This window comes from Blautia sp. MSJ-9 (assembly GCF_018919065.1).
Lineage (GTDB): Bacteria > Bacillota > Clostridia > Lachnospirales > Lachnospiraceae > Blautia_A.
This window is the reverse complement of the sequence record NZ_JAHLQG010000002.1, coordinates 1-17,639: the sequence shown is the minus strand read 5'-3', so window position 1 is coordinate 17,639 and position 17,639 is coordinate 1. Positions and strand designations below refer to the sequence as shown.

Annotated in this window: 10 protein-coding genes, 1 pseudogene and 1 riboswitch; all 11 genes and pseudogenes read left to right on the top strand. The window is 39.2% G+C overall.

The annotated features are described in order from the left end of the window. Positions 1-288: 288 nt before the first annotated feature. Positions 289-1,140: a tyrosine-type recombinase/integrase gene (locus KQI87_RS00065; protein ID WP_216458362.1), complete on the top strand. Its 852-nt coding sequence runs from the start codon at positions 289-291 to the stop codon at positions 1,138-1,140. Positions 1,141-1,446: 306 nt separating this feature from the next. Further along, positions 1,447-3,258: an ABC transporter substrate-binding protein gene (locus KQI87_RS00060; protein WP_216458361.1), complete on the top strand. Its 1,812-nt coding sequence runs from the start codon at positions 1,447-1,449 to the stop codon at positions 3,256-3,258. A 2-nt stretch (positions 3,259-3,260) separates the two neighbouring features. Then, positions 3,261-5,897, top strand: a complete 2,637-nt coding sequence (locus tag KQI87_RS00055; RefSeq protein WP_216458360.1) for a hybrid sensor histidine kinase/response regulator — start codon at positions 3,261-3,263, stop codon at positions 5,895-5,897. Positions 5,898-6,092: 195 nt separating this feature from the next. Further along, positions 6,093-7,763 carry a GGDEF domain-containing protein gene (locus KQI87_RS00050; RefSeq protein WP_216458359.1) on the top strand — a complete coding sequence of 557 codons (1,671 nt, stop codon included), beginning with the start codon at positions 6,093-6,095 and terminating at the stop codon, positions 7,761-7,763. A 28-nt stretch (positions 7,764-7,791) separates the two neighbouring features. Further along, positions 7,792-10,587: an ATP-binding response regulator gene (locus tag KQI87_RS00045; RefSeq protein WP_216458358.1), complete on the top strand. Its 2,796-nt coding sequence runs from the start codon at positions 7,792-7,794 to the stop codon at positions 10,585-10,587. Positions 10,588-10,645: 58 nt separating this feature from the next. Beyond that, a riboswitch (cyclic di-GMP riboswitch) is annotated at positions 10,646-10,719 on the top strand. Between the two features lie 66 nt (positions 10,720-10,785). Further along, positions 10,786-13,659 carry a transporter substrate-binding domain-containing protein gene (locus tag KQI87_RS00040; RefSeq protein WP_216458357.1) on the top strand — a complete coding sequence of 958 codons (2,874 nt, stop codon included), beginning with the start codon at positions 10,786-10,788 and terminating at the stop codon, positions 13,657-13,659. A gap of 265 nt (positions 13,660-13,924) precedes the next feature. Next, positions 13,925-15,904: an ATP-binding protein gene (locus tag KQI87_RS00035; protein ID WP_216458356.1), complete on the top strand. Its 1,980-nt coding sequence runs from the start codon at positions 13,925-13,927 to the stop codon at positions 15,902-15,904. Positions 15,905-15,990: 86 nt separating this feature from the next. Next, complete coding sequence (locus KQI87_RS00030) at positions 15,991-16,203, top strand: DUF6219 family protein (RefSeq protein ID WP_216458355.1); 213 nt, start codon at positions 15,991-15,993, stop codon at positions 16,201-16,203. Positions 16,204-16,206: 3 nt separating this feature from the next. Next, positions 16,207-16,662, top strand: coding sequence for a peroxiredoxin (locus tag KQI87_RS00025; RefSeq protein WP_216458354.1), 456 nt, complete (start codon positions 16,207-16,209; stop codon positions 16,660-16,662). Beyond that, positions 16,662-17,414: a peroxide stress protein YaaA gene (gene yaaA, locus KQI87_RS00020; RefSeq protein WP_216458353.1), complete on the top strand. Its 753-nt coding sequence runs from the start codon at positions 16,662-16,664 to the stop codon at positions 17,412-17,414. The genes KQI87_RS00025 and yaaA overlap by 1 nt, the downstream gene beginning before the upstream one ends. 135 nt (positions 17,415-17,549) lie before the next feature. Then, positions 17,550-17,639: pseudogene (locus tag KQI87_RS17060) on the top strand (Fur family transcriptional regulator); the annotation flags it as partial.

Below are 17,639 nucleotides of genomic sequence, written 5' to 3'. Positions count from 1 at the left end.
TGAGAGTAGAAGATATGTAATAAAATCATTGATAATAATAATTGCGTATGTTATAATGTTTGCAGGCAAAATGATACAAAACAGCTCTTGTCTAGGGGTAAGCCCCGGAGGTCACGACTCCGGGGCTTTTTTATTGTCCGCGGAGAGGCTGTGATAAACAAATATATCCGATATAAACAGGCATCTGGGTTATTTTCAGGTACCTGTTCTTTACTGTAGTGAATGCATAGATAACTGTATTTTTTGGTAGAATAATGGTTACTTTAGTGTTGATCAGGAGGAACTATTATGCAGACAGAAATGCCAGCTATTAATGAATTATACATTCAGGATTACTTGCTATACTTGAAAGAACAGGAACGCAGCAATGCCACAATACAAAAATATGCTCACGACCTGTATTCACTGTTGGAATTTTTGCAGGACAGGGTTATAAGCAAATCTCTATTGATAAATTGGAAACAGGAGCTGATTGCTAGATATGCACCTGCTTCGGTAAATGCCATGTTGGCAGCTGTGAACGGATATCTGCGGTTTATGGGGTGGATGGAACTGACGGTGAAGCCGTTAAAAATCCAGCGGTCTTTGTTTTTGGAAGAAGAAAGGGAACTTACACGGGAAGAGTATATCCGTCTGGTGAAAGCTGCTCAGGCGAAAGAGAATGAAAGGCTGGCTCTGGTAATCCAGACGATTTGTGCAACTGGCATCCGGGTATCGGAACTGAAATTTATTACGGTGGAAGCTGTACAGAGTGGAAGGGCTGAGATCGCGAACAAAGGGAAGCGGAGAGTTGTGTTTCTGCCGGACCAGCTGAGAAAGGTGTTGAAAAAATATATCCGGAATCAAAAAAAGACTGCGGGGGCAGTGTTTACGACAAGGACGGGAAAGCCGCTTGACCGGAGCAATATTTGGAGGGATATGAAAAAATTGTGCGAGAGCGCCGGAGTTTCTGAGAAGAAGGTGTTTCCGCATAATCTGCGTCATTTGTTTGCAAGGACGTTTTATTCTATTGAAAAAGATCTGTCCAGACTGGCGGATATTCTGGGGCATACAAATTTGACTACTACAAGGATTTATACTGCAGAGAGTGGGGCGGTTCATGCAAGACAGATGGAGCGACTGGGACTGATTGTCACATAATATTTGTTCTGTTGTACTTTAATAATTTAAGACCATTGTTTAAGCATACATATAAATAAATTATATGCCGAAAAAAGTCGAGTTTCAAGGACTTCTCTTTATTATACATAAAATAGTAGGGATTTTTTACCCTATTTTAGGTAAAAATCCTTTCAGTTGAAATAATCACACATCTCATGTTTCAGTTACAGTAAAATTTAATTTATTTTAGTACCTCAAGTACAACAGAACAAATATTATGTTGTTAAAAGACATTTTGAGCATAAACACATACGAAAATTATTAAAAAGGGAAGGAATGAGAGATATGCGAAAGGGGAAAATACTTGCAGCAGTACTGGCTGTTACCTGTACAGCTTTATTGCTTAGCGGTTGTGGTTTCAGTGGAGACGAGAAAAACACAGACAGCAAATCAGCAGATAATTCCAGTGACCATCCGGTCATTACAATGAATGCTCCTTATAGAAATATGTCAACGTTTGTGGATATAGTAAAAGAAAAATATCCGGAGATCAATCTGGAAGTGATTCCATATAATGGACAAAATACTTCTACTTATATGCTGGATATGCGGAAGACAGGAGAGATGCCGGACATTTATTTTACCACGTATTATCTCCCTGGCCGTTATGATGACAAAGCAGATTTCTTGGATCTTTCCGGTTATGATTTTACTGGCGATTATGTACAGTCCCGTCTGCGCGAAGTGACACTGGACGGTGGTATTTATATGCTGCCAATGGGATATAATGCACTTGGAATTACTTACAATAAAACTTTATTAGATAAGAACGGATGGAAGTTGCCTACAAGCTTTAAAGAATTGGAAGAACTGGCGCCAAAGGTAGAGGAAGCTGGTTATACCTTGTGCCTTGACCAGCTGCAGTATCCGGGATTTGGTTTTCAGTTCCTCTGCAACATTGCAGATACCGGTTTCTTAAGTACGATTGACGGACTGACATGGCAGGAGGATTTTCTGAATGGTGATGCCAATGTTTCAGATACACCGGAGATGGTGAAAGCAGTACAGAGTATAGAAAAGTGGCGGGATCTGGGAATGCTGAATGCCAATGGCACGCCGGACAGTGATTCGGATACCAAGGCTGAGGTGTTGAAGGGAAATACCTTATTTTTGATGGGAAACAGTAATGACCTTACAGCAGAGAATGATGCAACGGATGAATACCGTCTGATGCCGTATCTTTCCGAAGATGGAGACCAGAATGTATTTATCCTGAATGTAAGCCGCTATGTTGGACTGAATAAGGAACTTGGTGAAAAGGGAAATGAACAGAAGCTGGAAGATGCCATGCATGTGATGGAAGTCCTTTCCACAGTTGAGGGAATGGAATCCATGGACCCATCACAGAATAATTCACGGATTATTCCACTGAAAGACGCAAAAATTGAGAAAGATAGTTACTATTCGGACATATTAGATGAATTAAATTCCGGCCATACAGCTTCCTTTGTTTATTCTGGCTGGGAGAACATTGTTGTTCCGGTGGGAGAGACGATGATCGAGTATATTAAGGGAAATGCAAGTGTGGATGATATTATTAAGGCATTTGATGATAATCAGAGCCTGATTACAGAAAACGAAGTTGATAATTATACAACGGTAACAGAAACCCTGGATATGGATACCTGTGCAAAACTGGTAGGTATCTGCTTTGCAAAAGCTGTGAATGCAGATGCAGCTCTGATTTCTACGAATCCATGGCTGTATGATAAAGATGCTTTTGAAATGAACCAGGAGGGTGTGAGCGGGGCATTATTCCCTATGGGAGTTTCTGACCAGGAAATTGTTTCCATCCTGCCGACCGGATGGAGCAAAAATATCCAGACGGTTACACTTACCGGAAAACGGATCAAGGAGCTGATGCAGACTGGATATGAACGCAGTGGAAACAGTGTGGCATTCCCGTACGTACTTGCCGCAAAAGACGGAATGGAATTTAAAGATGATACTACCTATACCATAGTCATCTGTGGTGCAACCGATGAAGTGCAGGAGGAAGGTAATATTCAGGACAGTGGTGTATTAGGACTGGATGCGGCGAAAGAGTATCTCAGCCAGTTTGAAACATTGTCTGCAAAAGACATTGTCTGGGAGTAACAATGGGAAAAAAAGTAAGTGGAAGAAAGAGCAGAAAAAAAGAATATAGCCAATCTCTGATCAGTATTGTGGTTGTGCTTGTCATTGCACTTGTAGGTGTTGTCGGATTCCTGAAATTTTACGATTATTACATAGACGAAACACTTTATGCAGAGCGTCTCAATCAGATGAAGGAAGTTACCACACAGCTCTATTCCGGACTGGAAGACGTAGTGGAGAATCAGTGGGGAAGAACAGCCGACAGCTGCAGGAAGCTGCTTGATCAGAATCCGGAGAATCAGGATGACTTCCTGAAGTTTATGGAAAAGCAGGCATATCTGGAGGATTTTGACAGCAGACAGATAGATTTTATTGCAGTGGACCAGAATGGAAAATATTATACAGAATCCGGAACACAGGGGATGCTTCCAGAAAGGGAGTACCTTGCGTCTTTACCGGAACGGGTTAGTTTCGTTTCTAATTCATTGACGTATGATGAATCCAAAATGGTTTTTCTTCAGAAACTTTCTGACCCAGTGATATTTGAAGATGAAAATATCCAGATACAGTACTTTGGCATATCACAGGATATGGAACAGTTAAATCCGTATTTTAACTGCAAGGCCTATGATGGAAACAACAGTGTGTATGTCGCAGATTCAGATGGATTAAAGCTGTTTAGTAGTAGTAGTGGGGATCTGCTGAAAGGGTTCAATGTATATAGTTCTCTGGATAGTTTAAAATATCTTCATGGAAGTTCTTTTGAAGATACAAGAGCTGAGCTGGATAAAAATGGTCTTGCTTATTCCAATGCATTGCTGCATGATGAGGAAATTTATTATTCCCTGTATAAGATGGATAATGCCGAATGGGTCCTGATTTTTCTTGTGCCGTCACAATATGTAGCTATGAATACAGTGAAACTGATCAATGTGACAGTCCGGCTTGTCATGATTTTTGCAGTTGTACTTGTGCTGGTCAGTGTGATCACGATTTTCCTTTTGATGAAAAAACAGCAGAAACTTGCACTGGCGGTCGAAAAGAAAAATAATGAAGTCCTTGAGAAAATAAACGAAGATTTGAAGCTTGCTGCTGAGAAAGCAGAGCGTGCAACGCAGGCGGCAGAAGCTGCAAGCAGGGCAAAGACAGATTTCCTTTCAAATATGTCTCACGATATCCGTACTCCAATGAATGCAATCGTAGGAATCACCGGACTGATGGAACATGAAACTGGAATTTCAGATAAAATGCACACTTATATTGATAAAGTGCAGCTTTCCAGCAGACATTTGCTGGGCCTGATTAATGATATTTTGGATATGAGCCGTATTGAATCAAAAGAGGTGAAGCTGAATGTGGAGAATGTCAGTCTTGCAGAACAGGTAGGTCAGATTGACAGCATGATTCGTGCCCAGACAAATGAGCATCATCAGAACTTCCACATTCGCGTGAATGAGGTGGTACATGAATATCTGATTTGTGATGGTGTCCGATTGCGGCAGATTGCACTGAACCTGTTATCCAATGCGGTAAAATATACACCAAATGGCGGCGATATTACGTTTGATCTCACTGAGGTGCGTTGCAATAAAAAGGATCATGCAAAGTTTATCATTACGGTAACTGATAACGGATATGGAATGGCACCGGAGTTTGTGGGACATATATTTGAGCCATTTACAAGAGCAGAAAATTCTGTGACCAACAAAGTACAGGGAACCGGACTTGGAATGGCAATCACAAAGAATATTGTGGATCTTATGGGTGGAGAAATCCATGTGGACAGTGAAATCGGACGTGGAAGCCGTTTTGAAGTCATCTTAACTCTTCCAATCAACAAGGAAAGAACTTATCCGCTTGGTGCAAAACGAATTTTGCTGATTTCCAGTGAAGACAGGTTAAAGAAAAACATGAAGGCTTCTTTCAGTGAGGCACCGGTAGAGTTTTCCTGTGTATCTACGGAGGAAGAGGCAACTGGATGGCTGACTCAGGAAGAGGCAGATGTGATTCTGCTGTCGGGCTGCATTAAAAATATGACTTTGTCAGAAACCGTTGGATTATTGAAAAGCATGTCCGGGAATGCAGTATTGATCTTTTGTGTGGACTATATGCAGGATGAAGCAGAAGAAAGCATCCTGAAAAGTGGTGTGGATGGAATTATTGCCCGTCCGTTCTTTGCGTCCAATTTGGAGACAGCAATGTTCAGAACGATCACGGATTCTGTTTCAGAAACAGAGAATACTTCTATCTTGAATGGTATGCATTTCCTTTGTGCAGAGGATAATGAATTGAATGCAGAAATCCTGAATGAGATTCTGGAGATGTATGGCGCTTCCTGTACAATCTACCCGGATGGAGAAGCAATCGTAGAAGCGTTTAAAAATGTAAAACCGGGAGAGTATGATGCAGTCCTTATGGACGTGCAGATGCCGAAGATGAATGGCCTGGAAGCAACCAGAGCCATCAGAAGCGGAAACAATCCAATAGGAAAGACAATCCCGATCATTGCCATGACAGCCAATGCATTTTCAGAAGATGTGCAGCACTGTATGGGTGCTGGTATGGATGCACATATTGCGAAGCCGCTGGATATTGCGGTGCTGGAGAAAACCCTCCGTGGATTTGCAAGCGGGGGGCAGATAGCCAGACGGAGTAAATGAAGAAAAACTCTTCACTGATCAATTCGGTGAAGAGTTTTTGCAATATAAGATGAATTATTTACGGGGATTACTATAATAAATTGACACAATTTGCGGGGGGGGGGCTATAATATACTAGGATTAGTATAATATCTGAAAATACACTTACATATAATTATTGCTTAAAAGTGTACAATTTAAAGCCGGAGGCCGAATATGAAAGAAGAAACTTTGGCACAATTTATGAGAAAAGACAGAAATAAATATCTGGACTGGTTCCTGAAAATCCTTGGAGTGATTGTAATAATCGGAATTATTGTAATGTGTTTATATGGACCAGTGAATTATAATGGTTTTTCTATTGAAAAGTGTCAGAAAATGGAAAATATATTTGAGGTAAGCTGGGGAAATAAAAAAATCGATACAGCACTTTCCTGTATGATTGAAAATCCTGATCTGGATACAATTTCTGTAAAAACAGTTCTGCATAAGAGTGAACTGGGAGAAGGAGACAGCATTTTGTTCCGCAGCAGGCAGAGCGGTGCAAAGGTCTATCTGGATGATGAACTGGTCTATGACAGTGGAGATCCATTTGATTATCCTTTTCTGCTGGGATATGGATCGTTTTGGAGAAGCGTGAAGCTTGGTGATGATTATGATGGAAAAACATTAACGATTGAATTAAAGCCAGAGTATGAGATGCAGGTTGTATCCGGTTATGTTCCGAATATTTTTTGGGGAACACAACCGGCTCTTATGCTCATGATCCTGAAAAATGTATCTGTGTATCTGGTGCTGACAGTGTTTTTGATCGTGTTGGGATGTGTGATGATGCTCTATGGTCTGCCGCTGCTTCGTAAAAAAAGAAGCAGTCAGTTCTTTTTTCTGGCATTGTTTTCCATAGATACCGGATTATGGATGCTGATTGAAACGCATATTCTGGAAATGTTTGTACGTAATATTCCAGTTGTTATTTATCTGAGCTATTTTACATATGGCATGATGCCAGTTTTATTAGTACGCTTTTTACTTAGCTATGAGGAATTTAAGAAAAAAATATATCTGCAGTTGTTGTATCTTGGCGGAATATTTTTGAATATTTTCCAGCTGTTCTGGTCTATGACAGGAATCTGTTCGGAATTTGAATCCCAGGGGTTGAACAGAATATATCTTGGACTGACAGTTGTTGGCTTATTAGTGTTATTGCTGTCTGTAAGAAATGCTGAAAAAGAGGAAAGAAAATTATATAGTGGAATATTCATCCTGGTATTAAGTACAGTTTTGGAATTTGGATATTTTCTTTTGATCGATAAGAAAAACAGCGGAAGGATTTTAATTATCGGCATCTGTTTATTTGTAATAAATTCTGGAATAAGTCTGATCCGTGAAGTAAGGGCAATGCAAAGGTCAGATATCGAAAGAGCTGTTTTGGTAAAGATGGCTTATACAGATGGAATGACACAACTGGGAAACCGTTTTGCATATGATCAGGAAAAAAGTCGTCTGGAGAGCCTGGAAAATGTACGTATTATTATTTTGATTGCGGATATGAATGGGTTAAAAAAGGCAAATGACAGCTATGGTCATTCTTATGGAGATCAGATTATCTGTAAGACTGCAGAAATATTGCAGGATTCATTCCAGAATCTGGGAAAATGCTTCCGGCTCGGAGGAGATGAATTTTGTGTGCTGGCAGAAAATGTAGAGCGCACAGTTTTTGAAACCGGAGTCAGACATATGGAAGAAAAAACTGCTACACTGCAGGCTAACATAGAAGGATATGGTATCTCATTTGGCATTGCAGAAGGGGTATCAAGAGATATAGAAGATATCTATCACATAGCAGACAATCTGATGTACTCCAAAAAAAGAACGATAAAACGATAACCAGGAAAGATAGAAGGGAAAACAAAAAGTGAAGAAAAAAATAACAGCACTATTATGCGGAATGCTGCTCCTGGTGCTATGTTGCTGTCCGGTGTACGCAGATTATGTACCCCAGGTGGATACCCCGGATTATAAGGTGGCGTTTTATGCATATGACTGTTACCATATGCAGGACAGCAATGGAAAAAAATATGGATATGGCTATGATATGATGCAGGATCTTTCAGAGTATCTGCAATGTACTTTTTCCTATGTAGGCTATGAGAAGAGTGCAAAAGAATGCGAGGAAATGCTGCAGAATGGAGAAGTTGATATTTATACGGCAGCAAAGATCACACCGGAAAGAGAAGAGGAATTTGCATTTTCAAAACATCCGGCGATCACATCAACAACCTGTATGAATGTGAAAAGAGGCAATCAAATAGTGATCGCAGGTGATTATTCTACTTATAATGGACTGAAGATTGGTTTGCTGAAAAGGCATACCTATAATGACAGATTTATTCAGTTCACAAAAGAAAAAGGTTTCGATTGTTCTATTGTTTATTATGATACACCAACGGATCTTTCTAATGCATTGATCAACGGTGAGGTGGATGCACTTGTAAACAGTTATATCCGCACACCGGAAGATGAGACAACCATAGAGGATTTTGGAGAAACACCTTATTATTTCATGGCAAGAAAAGAAGACCAGAAACTGCTTGACAGACTGGATAAAGCGATTGATGAAATGAATATAGAATCTCCTAACTGGCGGGTCAATCTGTACAATGAATACTATGGTTCACAGGATTCCAATACGGAACTTACTGACGATGAGAAAGCTTTACTGAAAAAGATGCAGGCAGAACATACAACGATCCGTGCGGTCATGAATCCAGATAATAATCCATATTCCTGGTATGAGGATGATCATGGATATGGAATAACTGCCGATCTTTTTGCAGAAACAGTAAAAGCACTGGGGCTGGATTATGAAATAATTCCGGTGTCTTCAAGGCAGGAATACAAAGAACTGCTGGAAACAGGAAATGTGGATGTCTGTATAGACATGGACAGTTATTATTCGGATGAGGGGGATTATAAATATAAACTAACGGATTCCTATTTGACAACAACGGCATCTGTACTGAAACGAAGAGGCTCTTCTGGAAAAATGCGCAGGATTGGTGTGACGGAAGAGAATCTTGCAATGAAAGAAATCATTGATTCGTCCTGGCCGAATGCAGAACTCATTCTATTGGAAAACACGGGGCAATGTGTTCAAAAGATTATTTCCGGTGAAATAGATGGTGCGCTGATGATGAGCTATACCGCTCAGAAAGTTGCTAGGGATGATGTTCAGAACAGGCTCAGTGTAGAGATTGTTCCAGGAATGACACTGGAAGTCAAGATGGGAATCAATCATAAGGCTGACCATAATTTTGTCAGTCTGTGGAAAAAGACACTGAAGCAGGTTTCAGTGAATAAGAGCGATGAACTTGTTCAGGAGTATCTGGATAAGACCGACATACCGAATCTGGGAGCGTATTTGTTTGACCATCCAATGTATCTGGTTGTTTTGGCTGGATTGTTGTTTTTTGTTCTGATGATTGTCGGATTATATATAGAATCGACAAAGGCAAAAAACAAACAGCTGCGGATATCGGAGCAGTTATCGGAAGCTCTTATGGATGCAAAAAGAGCCAATGATGCAAAAATAAATTTCTTTTCAAAGATGAGCCATGACATACGAACACCTTTAAATGTAGTTCTCGGAATGACTCAGATTGCAAAAAAGTATCAGAATGAGCCGGAGAAACTGGATAATGCACTGGAAAATATCACGTCAGAGGGAAATTATCTTCTGACCATGATCAATTCGATTCTGGATGTGAACCAGCTGTCGCATGGACATGTTGAATTGGTCTATAAACCGTTCAATCCGGATGAGTGTATGAGAGACAGTATGAAAATATTGCTGCCTCTGGCAGAGAGGAAGAAACAGAATCTGACTTTCTCCTCCAATTTCAGGGAACATGTAGTAGTAGGAGATTCCAGTCGCTTCAGTCAGATTATGGTAAATATTGTTTCAAATGCTATTAAATATACAGAATCTGGTGGAAGAATAAAGGTTACGTTAGAAGAAGTGCTGGGAAATCGTTATCGCTTTACCTGTGAGGACAATGGAATCGGCATGAGCCAGGATTATCTCAAACATATTTGCGAAGAATACAGCCGTGCAGATGACAAACAGATTTCTGCTACAGAGGGAACTGGTCTTGGAATGTCTGTGGTAAAAGGGTTCACAGAACTGATGCATGGAACATTACAGGTGGAGAGCCAACTGGGAAAAGGCTCTACATTTATTGTAGAGATTCCATTTGGAGAACCGTCTATAAAGGAACGTGAACTGGTCATCAATGCAAATGAGGAACAGAATTTCCTGCCATCTGAATTTAAAGGAAAGAAAGTCCTGCTTGCAGAAGATAATGCACTGAATGCGGAAATTGCAGTAGAATTATTGCAAAGTATCGGACTTACAGCTGAACTTGCAGAAGATGGTGAACAGGCAGTTCAGAAATATGAGAACTCAGCGCAAAATGAGTATTTTGCTATTTTTATGGATATGCAGATGCCGGTTATGGACGGTGTAGAAGCAACGAAACAGATCAGAGCATCGAAACGGCACGATCATGATATTTGCATTATTGCCATGACGGCGAATACCCTGGCAAGAGACAGAAATATCTGTGAGGAAGCTGGAATGGATGGCTATCTTTCAAAGCCAATTCATTTGAAAGATATTGGAAGGGCTTTAAAAGAATATGTAAATGAATGAGAAATCAGCAGAAAATGAATGGACAGTAATTTGTGGTGAGTATATAATCAAATCAAAAGAAGAAATAGGGCAAAGCAGCCGAAAGACTGTGACGCAAAGCTATAGGGCCTGAAATGGCAGCCAGTTGCAGAAAGTAAAGCAGAAGAATGCCTTATTTATATTTTACGGGCATCTCCTGCTTTGTTTTTTTAAGGAGGATTGGGCGAAGATAAAATGAAACAGAAACATTATTTTATGAAAGTAAGAAATATCCTGATAATCATATTGATGACATTTACATGTGTGAATGGTAGTGATGCAGGGACACTGGAAGCTCATGCAGAAACAAATACATCACAGGAGGTTGTACGTGTAGGATATTTTGCTTTCGAGGGCTATCATATGATGGATGAAGATGGCAGGCGAAGTGGTTACGGATACGATTTTCTTCGTATGGCGGCCAGATATCTGAATGTGAAGTATAAATATGTTGGCTATGATAAAAGCTGGGATGAAATGCAGGATATGCTGGAAGATGGAAAAATCGATCTTCTGACATCAGCGCAGAAAACGGAGGACAGGGAAAAGTTGTTTGACTTCTCAAAACCAATCGGAACCAGCAGTGCCATGTTGACGGTAAAAAGTGATAATACCTCTATTATTGAGCAGGAATACTCTACCTATGAGAATATGAGAGTAGGGATGCTCCGGGAAAACAGCCGAAATGATGATTTTGCAAAACTGGCAGAAGAAAAAGGGTTCTCCTATCAGGTGGTGTATTATGACATGGAGTCTGATATAAAGGCGGCGCTTCAGAAGGGAGAAATTGATGCGGCTCTGACCAGTTCCCTGCGTAGTATTGATAATGAGCATATTATTGAAAAGTTTGCTACGGATGACTTTTATGTTATGGTGAAAAAAGGAAACACACATCTGTTGAACGAGATAAACTATGCAATTGACCAGATGAATCTGGCAGAAGGGGACTGGAAGGATTCTCTCAATTATCAGTACTATGGGCAGACGGAATCCAGGAATCTTTCTTTTTCCAAACATGAGAGAGAAATCATTCAGCAATATGCCAGTGGGGAGAAGAAACTGCGGGTATCCTGCAGTATTGACCGTTCACCTTATTCCTATGTGGATAATGGCAAGTTAAAAGGCATCATTCCGGACATGTTTGCCGGGCTGATGGAAGAGGCGGGGCTTCCTTATGAAGTTGTGATCCCGAAAAACCGTGAAGAATATGAAGTATGGCAGAAAGACGGCAGCGTGGACATTTTTATGGATGCAAGAATAGCAGACGAAACAGCAGCAGAGGAGGATGGAGTTGCCATTACCGCTCCATATATGGATATGGGGCTTGCCATGGTCACCAGAAGAGATTTTGATGGTACGATCAGGAAACTTGGTGTAGCCAGATATCAGGGAGCAGAAGGAATAGAAGAGGATCTGGCTGTTGATGCAGAACGGGTATATTTTGATACCCGTGAGGATGCAATGAATGCAGTACGTGATGGAGATGTGGATGCAACTTTCGTTTATCTTTATACGGCTCAGAAATTTGTAAATCTGGACAGCCGTGGAAGTGTGACATACACTGTACTGGATGAACCGGTCTATCCTTACAGAATCAGTATTATGCCTTCTGCAGATGCAGAATTAAGCGGCATCCTTACAAAATGTATTTATGCATACCCTAAAACCAGGCTGGAAAGTTTGATTTCGGACTATACGACAGTAAAATTGGTAAATACAACGTTATTTACGCTTATCATGCTCCATCCGGTAAAAAGTGCAGCACTACTGCTTGTGGCAATTGCATTACTATTACTGTTGGTATCGGTATCCTTAAAGATGCATGAAAATCATAAGCTGGTCAAAGTAGAGCGAAAACGTGCAGAGGAAAAAGATGTGCTGGCGAAGCTGGCAAAAAGTGCAAATGAAAGCAAGAGTCGTTTTCTGTTTAATATGTCCCACGATATCCGGACACCCTTAAATGCAGTACTTGGCTTTACCAATCTGGCAAAAGAGGCTATTGGAGATGATGAGAAGGAACTGGATTATCTGGATAAGATCCAGATATCAGGAGAACATCTGCTGGAAGTTGTAAACGATGTGCTGGAAATGAGCAGGGTAGAAACAGGAACGATCAGTCTGGAAGAAAAAGAATGCTGTATTAAAGATATCATAGATGCTGTAGTGCTGATAAGTGGCGAAAACAGCAGAAAGAAGAATCAGCAGTTCATAGTAAACCTGTCTGAATTAAAGTATCCGTATGTCTGGTGCGATAGTCTGAGAGTAAAGGAAATACTGTCCAATCTACTGGAAAATGCAGTGAATTATACCCAGCCGGAGGGCAGAATCGAACTAACGATAAAACAGCAGCCTGCTGGCAGAGAAGGATACGCAGATCTGGAAATCAGGGTAAAAGATAATGGCTGTGGAATGGAGAAGGATTTTGTTGAAAAGCTGTTTCAGCCTTTTATGAGGGAGCAGAGTGCGACTGTCAGCGGACTGAACGGTACAGGGCTTGGGCTTGCAATCATCAAACGGTATGTGGATGCTATGGGTGGAACGATAAGCGTTCAGACTGAGAAAAATGTAGGCAGTGAATTTGTGGTAAGGTTATGCCATAAATTAGCTGAAAAAACAAAAGAAATCAGCAGTGAAGCAGCAAAAGAGGACGAAAAGACACAGTTCTATGGAAAACGCATTCTGATTGTTGAGGATAATGACCTGAACCGTGAGATAGAGGTGGCAATTCTGGAAGATGCAGGATTCCTTGTAGAAGAGGCTGTGGATGGACAGAAAGCAGTAGAAAAGGTAAAAGACGCAAAAGATGGTTATTATGATGGAATCCTTATGGACATTCAGATGCCTGTCATGGATGGATATGAGGCAACAAGAGAAATTCGTAAATTGAAAAATCCAATGTTGGCAAGGATCCCGATCATTGCGGTTTCTGCAAATGCTTTTGATGAAGATAAGATTGCTTCAGAAAAAGCCGGAATGAATGCGCATATAGAAAAACCAATCAGACTGGATTATTTATTTGATACCTTAAGTAACATATTAAAAAATGAAAAGTAGATAATTATAAAAGAGATATGTAACTTGTGAGCCAAATCTCATAAGCTGGATATCTCTTTTTTATGAAACGTGAACAGTTACATTGTATCATTTTCGTAGTCGCAACGAATAAAAAGCAGGCAAATGTAGAAGCCTTAAAAATGCTGTAAATAAAGGAAAATGAAAAACGGTATACAGTTTAGCTTAATCCGAGATATAATAAATTAATAGTCGAAATTAGAAGTCTATTCTAGTATTGGAAGAAAGATGGAAAAGGAGGGTTTTCATGGATAAAAATCTTAAGCTAAAAGGAAGTATAGTGGCAGGTATAATACAAATCCTTGCCTGCATTATTGTATATAAATTTAACATTCCAAATCCGAATATTGTATTATTTGTGTTGCTTTCAGCATTGGTAGTACAATTTGGATACTTTGCAGGGATAACAAGTGGTGTTATTGCTGTTTTGTATTCAGCATTCTTTTTTTCAACAGACCACAGCTGGATTTTTTATACTCAGATTAATCGTGATAAATTGATCGTGATTGTATTGGGAGTTATTTCTAATATTATTATTGTGGGACATCTGCAAAAGGCAAATAGACAGGCAGTGCATAAAATTGCCAAACTTGAATCAGAGAAAGAGCATCAGGAGAAAATAGGGGAACTTAATGCGATGACAGTTGCCCTTTCTGATATTTATACAGGGGTATTTTTAATTAACCTTGTAACAGATACTTTTGTACCTATAAAAGCAGAAGATGCAGTTATTAAAATTCTTGATGGTTATTCATCTTCTCAACAGGCTATTTCCATAGCAATAAAAAAGACCACAAATGTGAAAAATCAGCAAGATATATTAAAATTTGTTGAGTTAAATACGCTGCCACAGCGTATGGATTCGCAACGATATTTAAGTAAGGAGTACAGAGGTGTTTTTTCCGGCTGGGTGAGGGGAAGTTTTATTGAGGTTTCAAGAGATGACAGAGGTAGCTTGACACAAGTACTCTACACATATCAAGTTATTGATGAAGAAAAGAAAAAAGAACTTGAACAGCAAGAAATGCTCCGTAAGGCAGTGATTGCAGCAGATACTGCAAATCGGGCGAAATCTACATTTCTTCTTAATATGAGTCATGATATTCGCACACCACTCAATGGAATTATTGGTCTATTGAAAATCAATGTGGCACATAGTGATGATGAAAAGCTTGTACGTGAAAATTACAAAAAGATGGAAAAGGCGGCAAATCACTTATTGTCCTTGATTAATGATGTTTTACAGATGAGTAAATTGGAGGATGGAAGAGAAGAATTCTCATCAGAATTGGTCTGTTTATCTGATATTTTTTGTGATATTCAGGCTATTATAGAAGGAAATGCCTCGGATAAGGAAATTTCATGGGATTTTTCAGGAGATGTTGCTTTTGTACATCCGTATGTCATAGCAAGTCCGCTGCATTTGCGACAAATATTCTTGAATATATATGGAAACAGTATTAAATTTACAAATCCTGGTGGAAAAATTTCAACAAAACAGGAATGTATAGAGGAAAAGGATAATGTGATTACTTATCGCTGGACAATTTCTGATACAGGAATTGGCATGAGTGAAGAATTTCTGCAACATATTTTTGAACCTTTTTCACAAGAACAAGCGGATGCCCGCAGCGTTTATCATGGAACCGGACTTGGTATGTCTATTGTGAAAAAACTGGTTGATAAAATGGGTGGTATGATTTCTGTTACCAGTGAAATTGGAAAGGGATCAACCTTTGTAATTGAACTGCCTTTTGAGATAGCATCTGCACCAGAAAAAGCTAAGAAGGAAGAGACGGATAAGAAGAATAATATTCATGGTTTGAATCTTATGTTAGTCGAGGACAATGAGTTGAATGCCGAGATTGCAGAAATGCTTTTGGAAGATGAAGGTGCAATTATTACAATGGCCAATGATGGGCAGCAGGCTGTTGAATTATTCAATAATAATCCAGTGGGAACATTCGATGCAATTCTTATGGATATCATGATGCCGGTAATGGATGGACTAGCAGCTACTAAAGCGATTCGATCATTAAATCGACCAGATGCAGGCATAGTTCCGATCATTGCAATGACCGCCAATGCTTTTGAGGAAGATGTACAGAAATGTTTAGATGTAGGAATGAATGCACATTTAGCAAAACCTTTGGATATTGAAAAAGTGAAAAAAACTATTTGTGAACAAATAAAAATAGATCGTATAAAAAATAATAAATGTCTGTGATTGCTTAGCTATTAAATTGACACAGGTTTGCTGTAGAGTATAATTACTGTTACAGACACTGAAAAATATAAAAACGGAGGTATCGTATGAAGGCACATAAATACTGGTCATTAGGAGCGTTGATTACAATGCTTGGTACTTTTTACACAGGACAAAAAGGTTCAAAATCAAATCATAAATATTTTGCAGTGGGTTCTCTTTTGTGCATGATAATGGCTATATATACAGGGCATAAAATGATTTCCGGGAATAAGAAAGTAAAGGTTAATAAAGAGAAAGCGGCAAAGACGGAGGAGTAAAGAATGCTGGAAGTAGGAATAAAGGCACCAGATTTTGAGTTACCAGATCAGAATGGAAAAATCCATAGATTATCCGATTATGCGGGAAAGAAAGTGATTTTATATTTTTATCCAAAGGACAATACAGCAGGATGTACGAAGCAGGCATGTGGTTTTTCAGAAAGATACCCTCAATTCACGGAAAAGGGTGCGGTCATTCTTGGAGTCAGTAAAGATTCCATAGCATCTCATAAGAGATTTGAAGAAAAATATGGACTTGCATTTACACTTTTAGCGGATCCGGAACGTAAAGTTATTGAAGCCTATGATGTCTGGAAAGAGAAAAAAAACTATGGAAAAATCTCTATGGGTGTGGTAAGAACTACATATCTTATTGATGAGTGTGGAATCATTATAAAGGCAAATGATAAAGTCAGAGCGGCGGATGATCCTGAAAACATGCTTAAGGAATTGGCGTGATGAAGATTATATTATCACCTGCAAAAAAAATGATTATTGATACAGATAGTATAGCACCAGTTGGATTGCCGGAATTTATTGACAGGACGGTGGAGATATTAAGCTGGATGAAAAGCAAATCAAAAGAGGAACTGAAAGCTATCTGGAAATGTAATGACAAGATTGCAGAACAAAATTTCAACAGGTTAGAAAATATGGATCTCTATAACATGCTTACACCGGCTGTTTTAGCGTATGAGGGGATCGCATTTCAGTATATGGCACCCTCTGTGTTTGAAAACCGACAGTTTGAATATATACAAAATCATTTGCGTATACTGTCTGCGTTTTATGGTGTTCTGAAACCGATGGATGGTGTGACGCCTTATCGCCTGGAGATGCAGGCGAAAGCTGAAATAGAAAACACAAAAAATCTATATGATTACTGGGGTGAAAGATTATATCGTTCAGTGGTTGACGATAGCAGAGTTATCATTAATCTTGCATCAAAAGAATACTCGAAATGTATAGAAAAATATCTGTCAGATAAAGACAAATATATTACGGTTACGTTTTGTGAACAATCAGGGGATAAACTGGTAACAAAAGGTACCTATGCTAAGATGGCTCGTGGTGAGATGGTCAGATATATGGCGGAAAAAGAAATTGAAAATCCTGCAGACGTACAAACTTTTGACAGACTTGGATACAATTTTAGAAGAGATTTATCATCTAAAATGGAATATGTTTTTGAACGAAAAATTATGGAATAAGATTGTGCGAAAAAGGGATATTTACAAAGTGCTATCATTATTTTAGAAATAGTAATCATTACTAATTTAGTGTTGACATTTTAAAACTTCTAATATATACTTCTAATTAAGAATAAATCCTAATAAGGAGGACGAATGACTAACAGAAGAAATACAATTCAGAAAGATCTTGTGAAAAATGCCGTATATGAAATGAAAAGGCATGTTACAGCAAATGAAGTATAT

Excerpts from the sequence above, each read along its gene's own strand:
- KQI87_RS00025 (WP_216458354.1), top strand. The coding sequence starts at position 16,207 with ATGCTGGAAGTAGGAATAAAGGCACCAGATTTTGAGTTACCAGATCAG.
- KQI87_RS00050 (WP_216458359.1), top strand. The coding sequence starts at position 6,093 with ATGAAAGAAGAAACTTTGGCACAATTTATGAGAAAAGACAGAAATAAA.
- yaaA (WP_216458353.1), top strand. The coding sequence starts at position 16,662 with ATGAAGATTATATTATCACCTGCAAAAAAAATGATTATTGATACAGAT.
- KQI87_RS00035 (WP_216458356.1), top strand. The coding sequence starts at position 13,925 with ATGGATAAAAATCTTAAGCTAAAAGGAAGTATAGTGGCAGGTATAATA.
- KQI87_RS00055 (WP_216458360.1), top strand. The coding sequence starts at position 3,261 with ATGGGAAAAAAAGTAAGTGGAAGAAAGAGCAGAAAAAAAGAATATAGC.
- KQI87_RS00060 (WP_216458361.1), top strand. The coding sequence starts at position 1,447 with ATGCGAAAGGGGAAAATACTTGCAGCAGTACTGGCTGTTACCTGTACA.
- KQI87_RS00065 (WP_216458362.1), top strand. The coding sequence starts at position 289 with ATGCAGACAGAAATGCCAGCTATTAATGAATTATACATTCAGGATTAC.
- KQI87_RS00030 (WP_216458355.1), top strand. The coding sequence starts at position 15,991 with ATGAAGGCACATAAATACTGGTCATTAGGAGCGTTGATTACAATGCTT.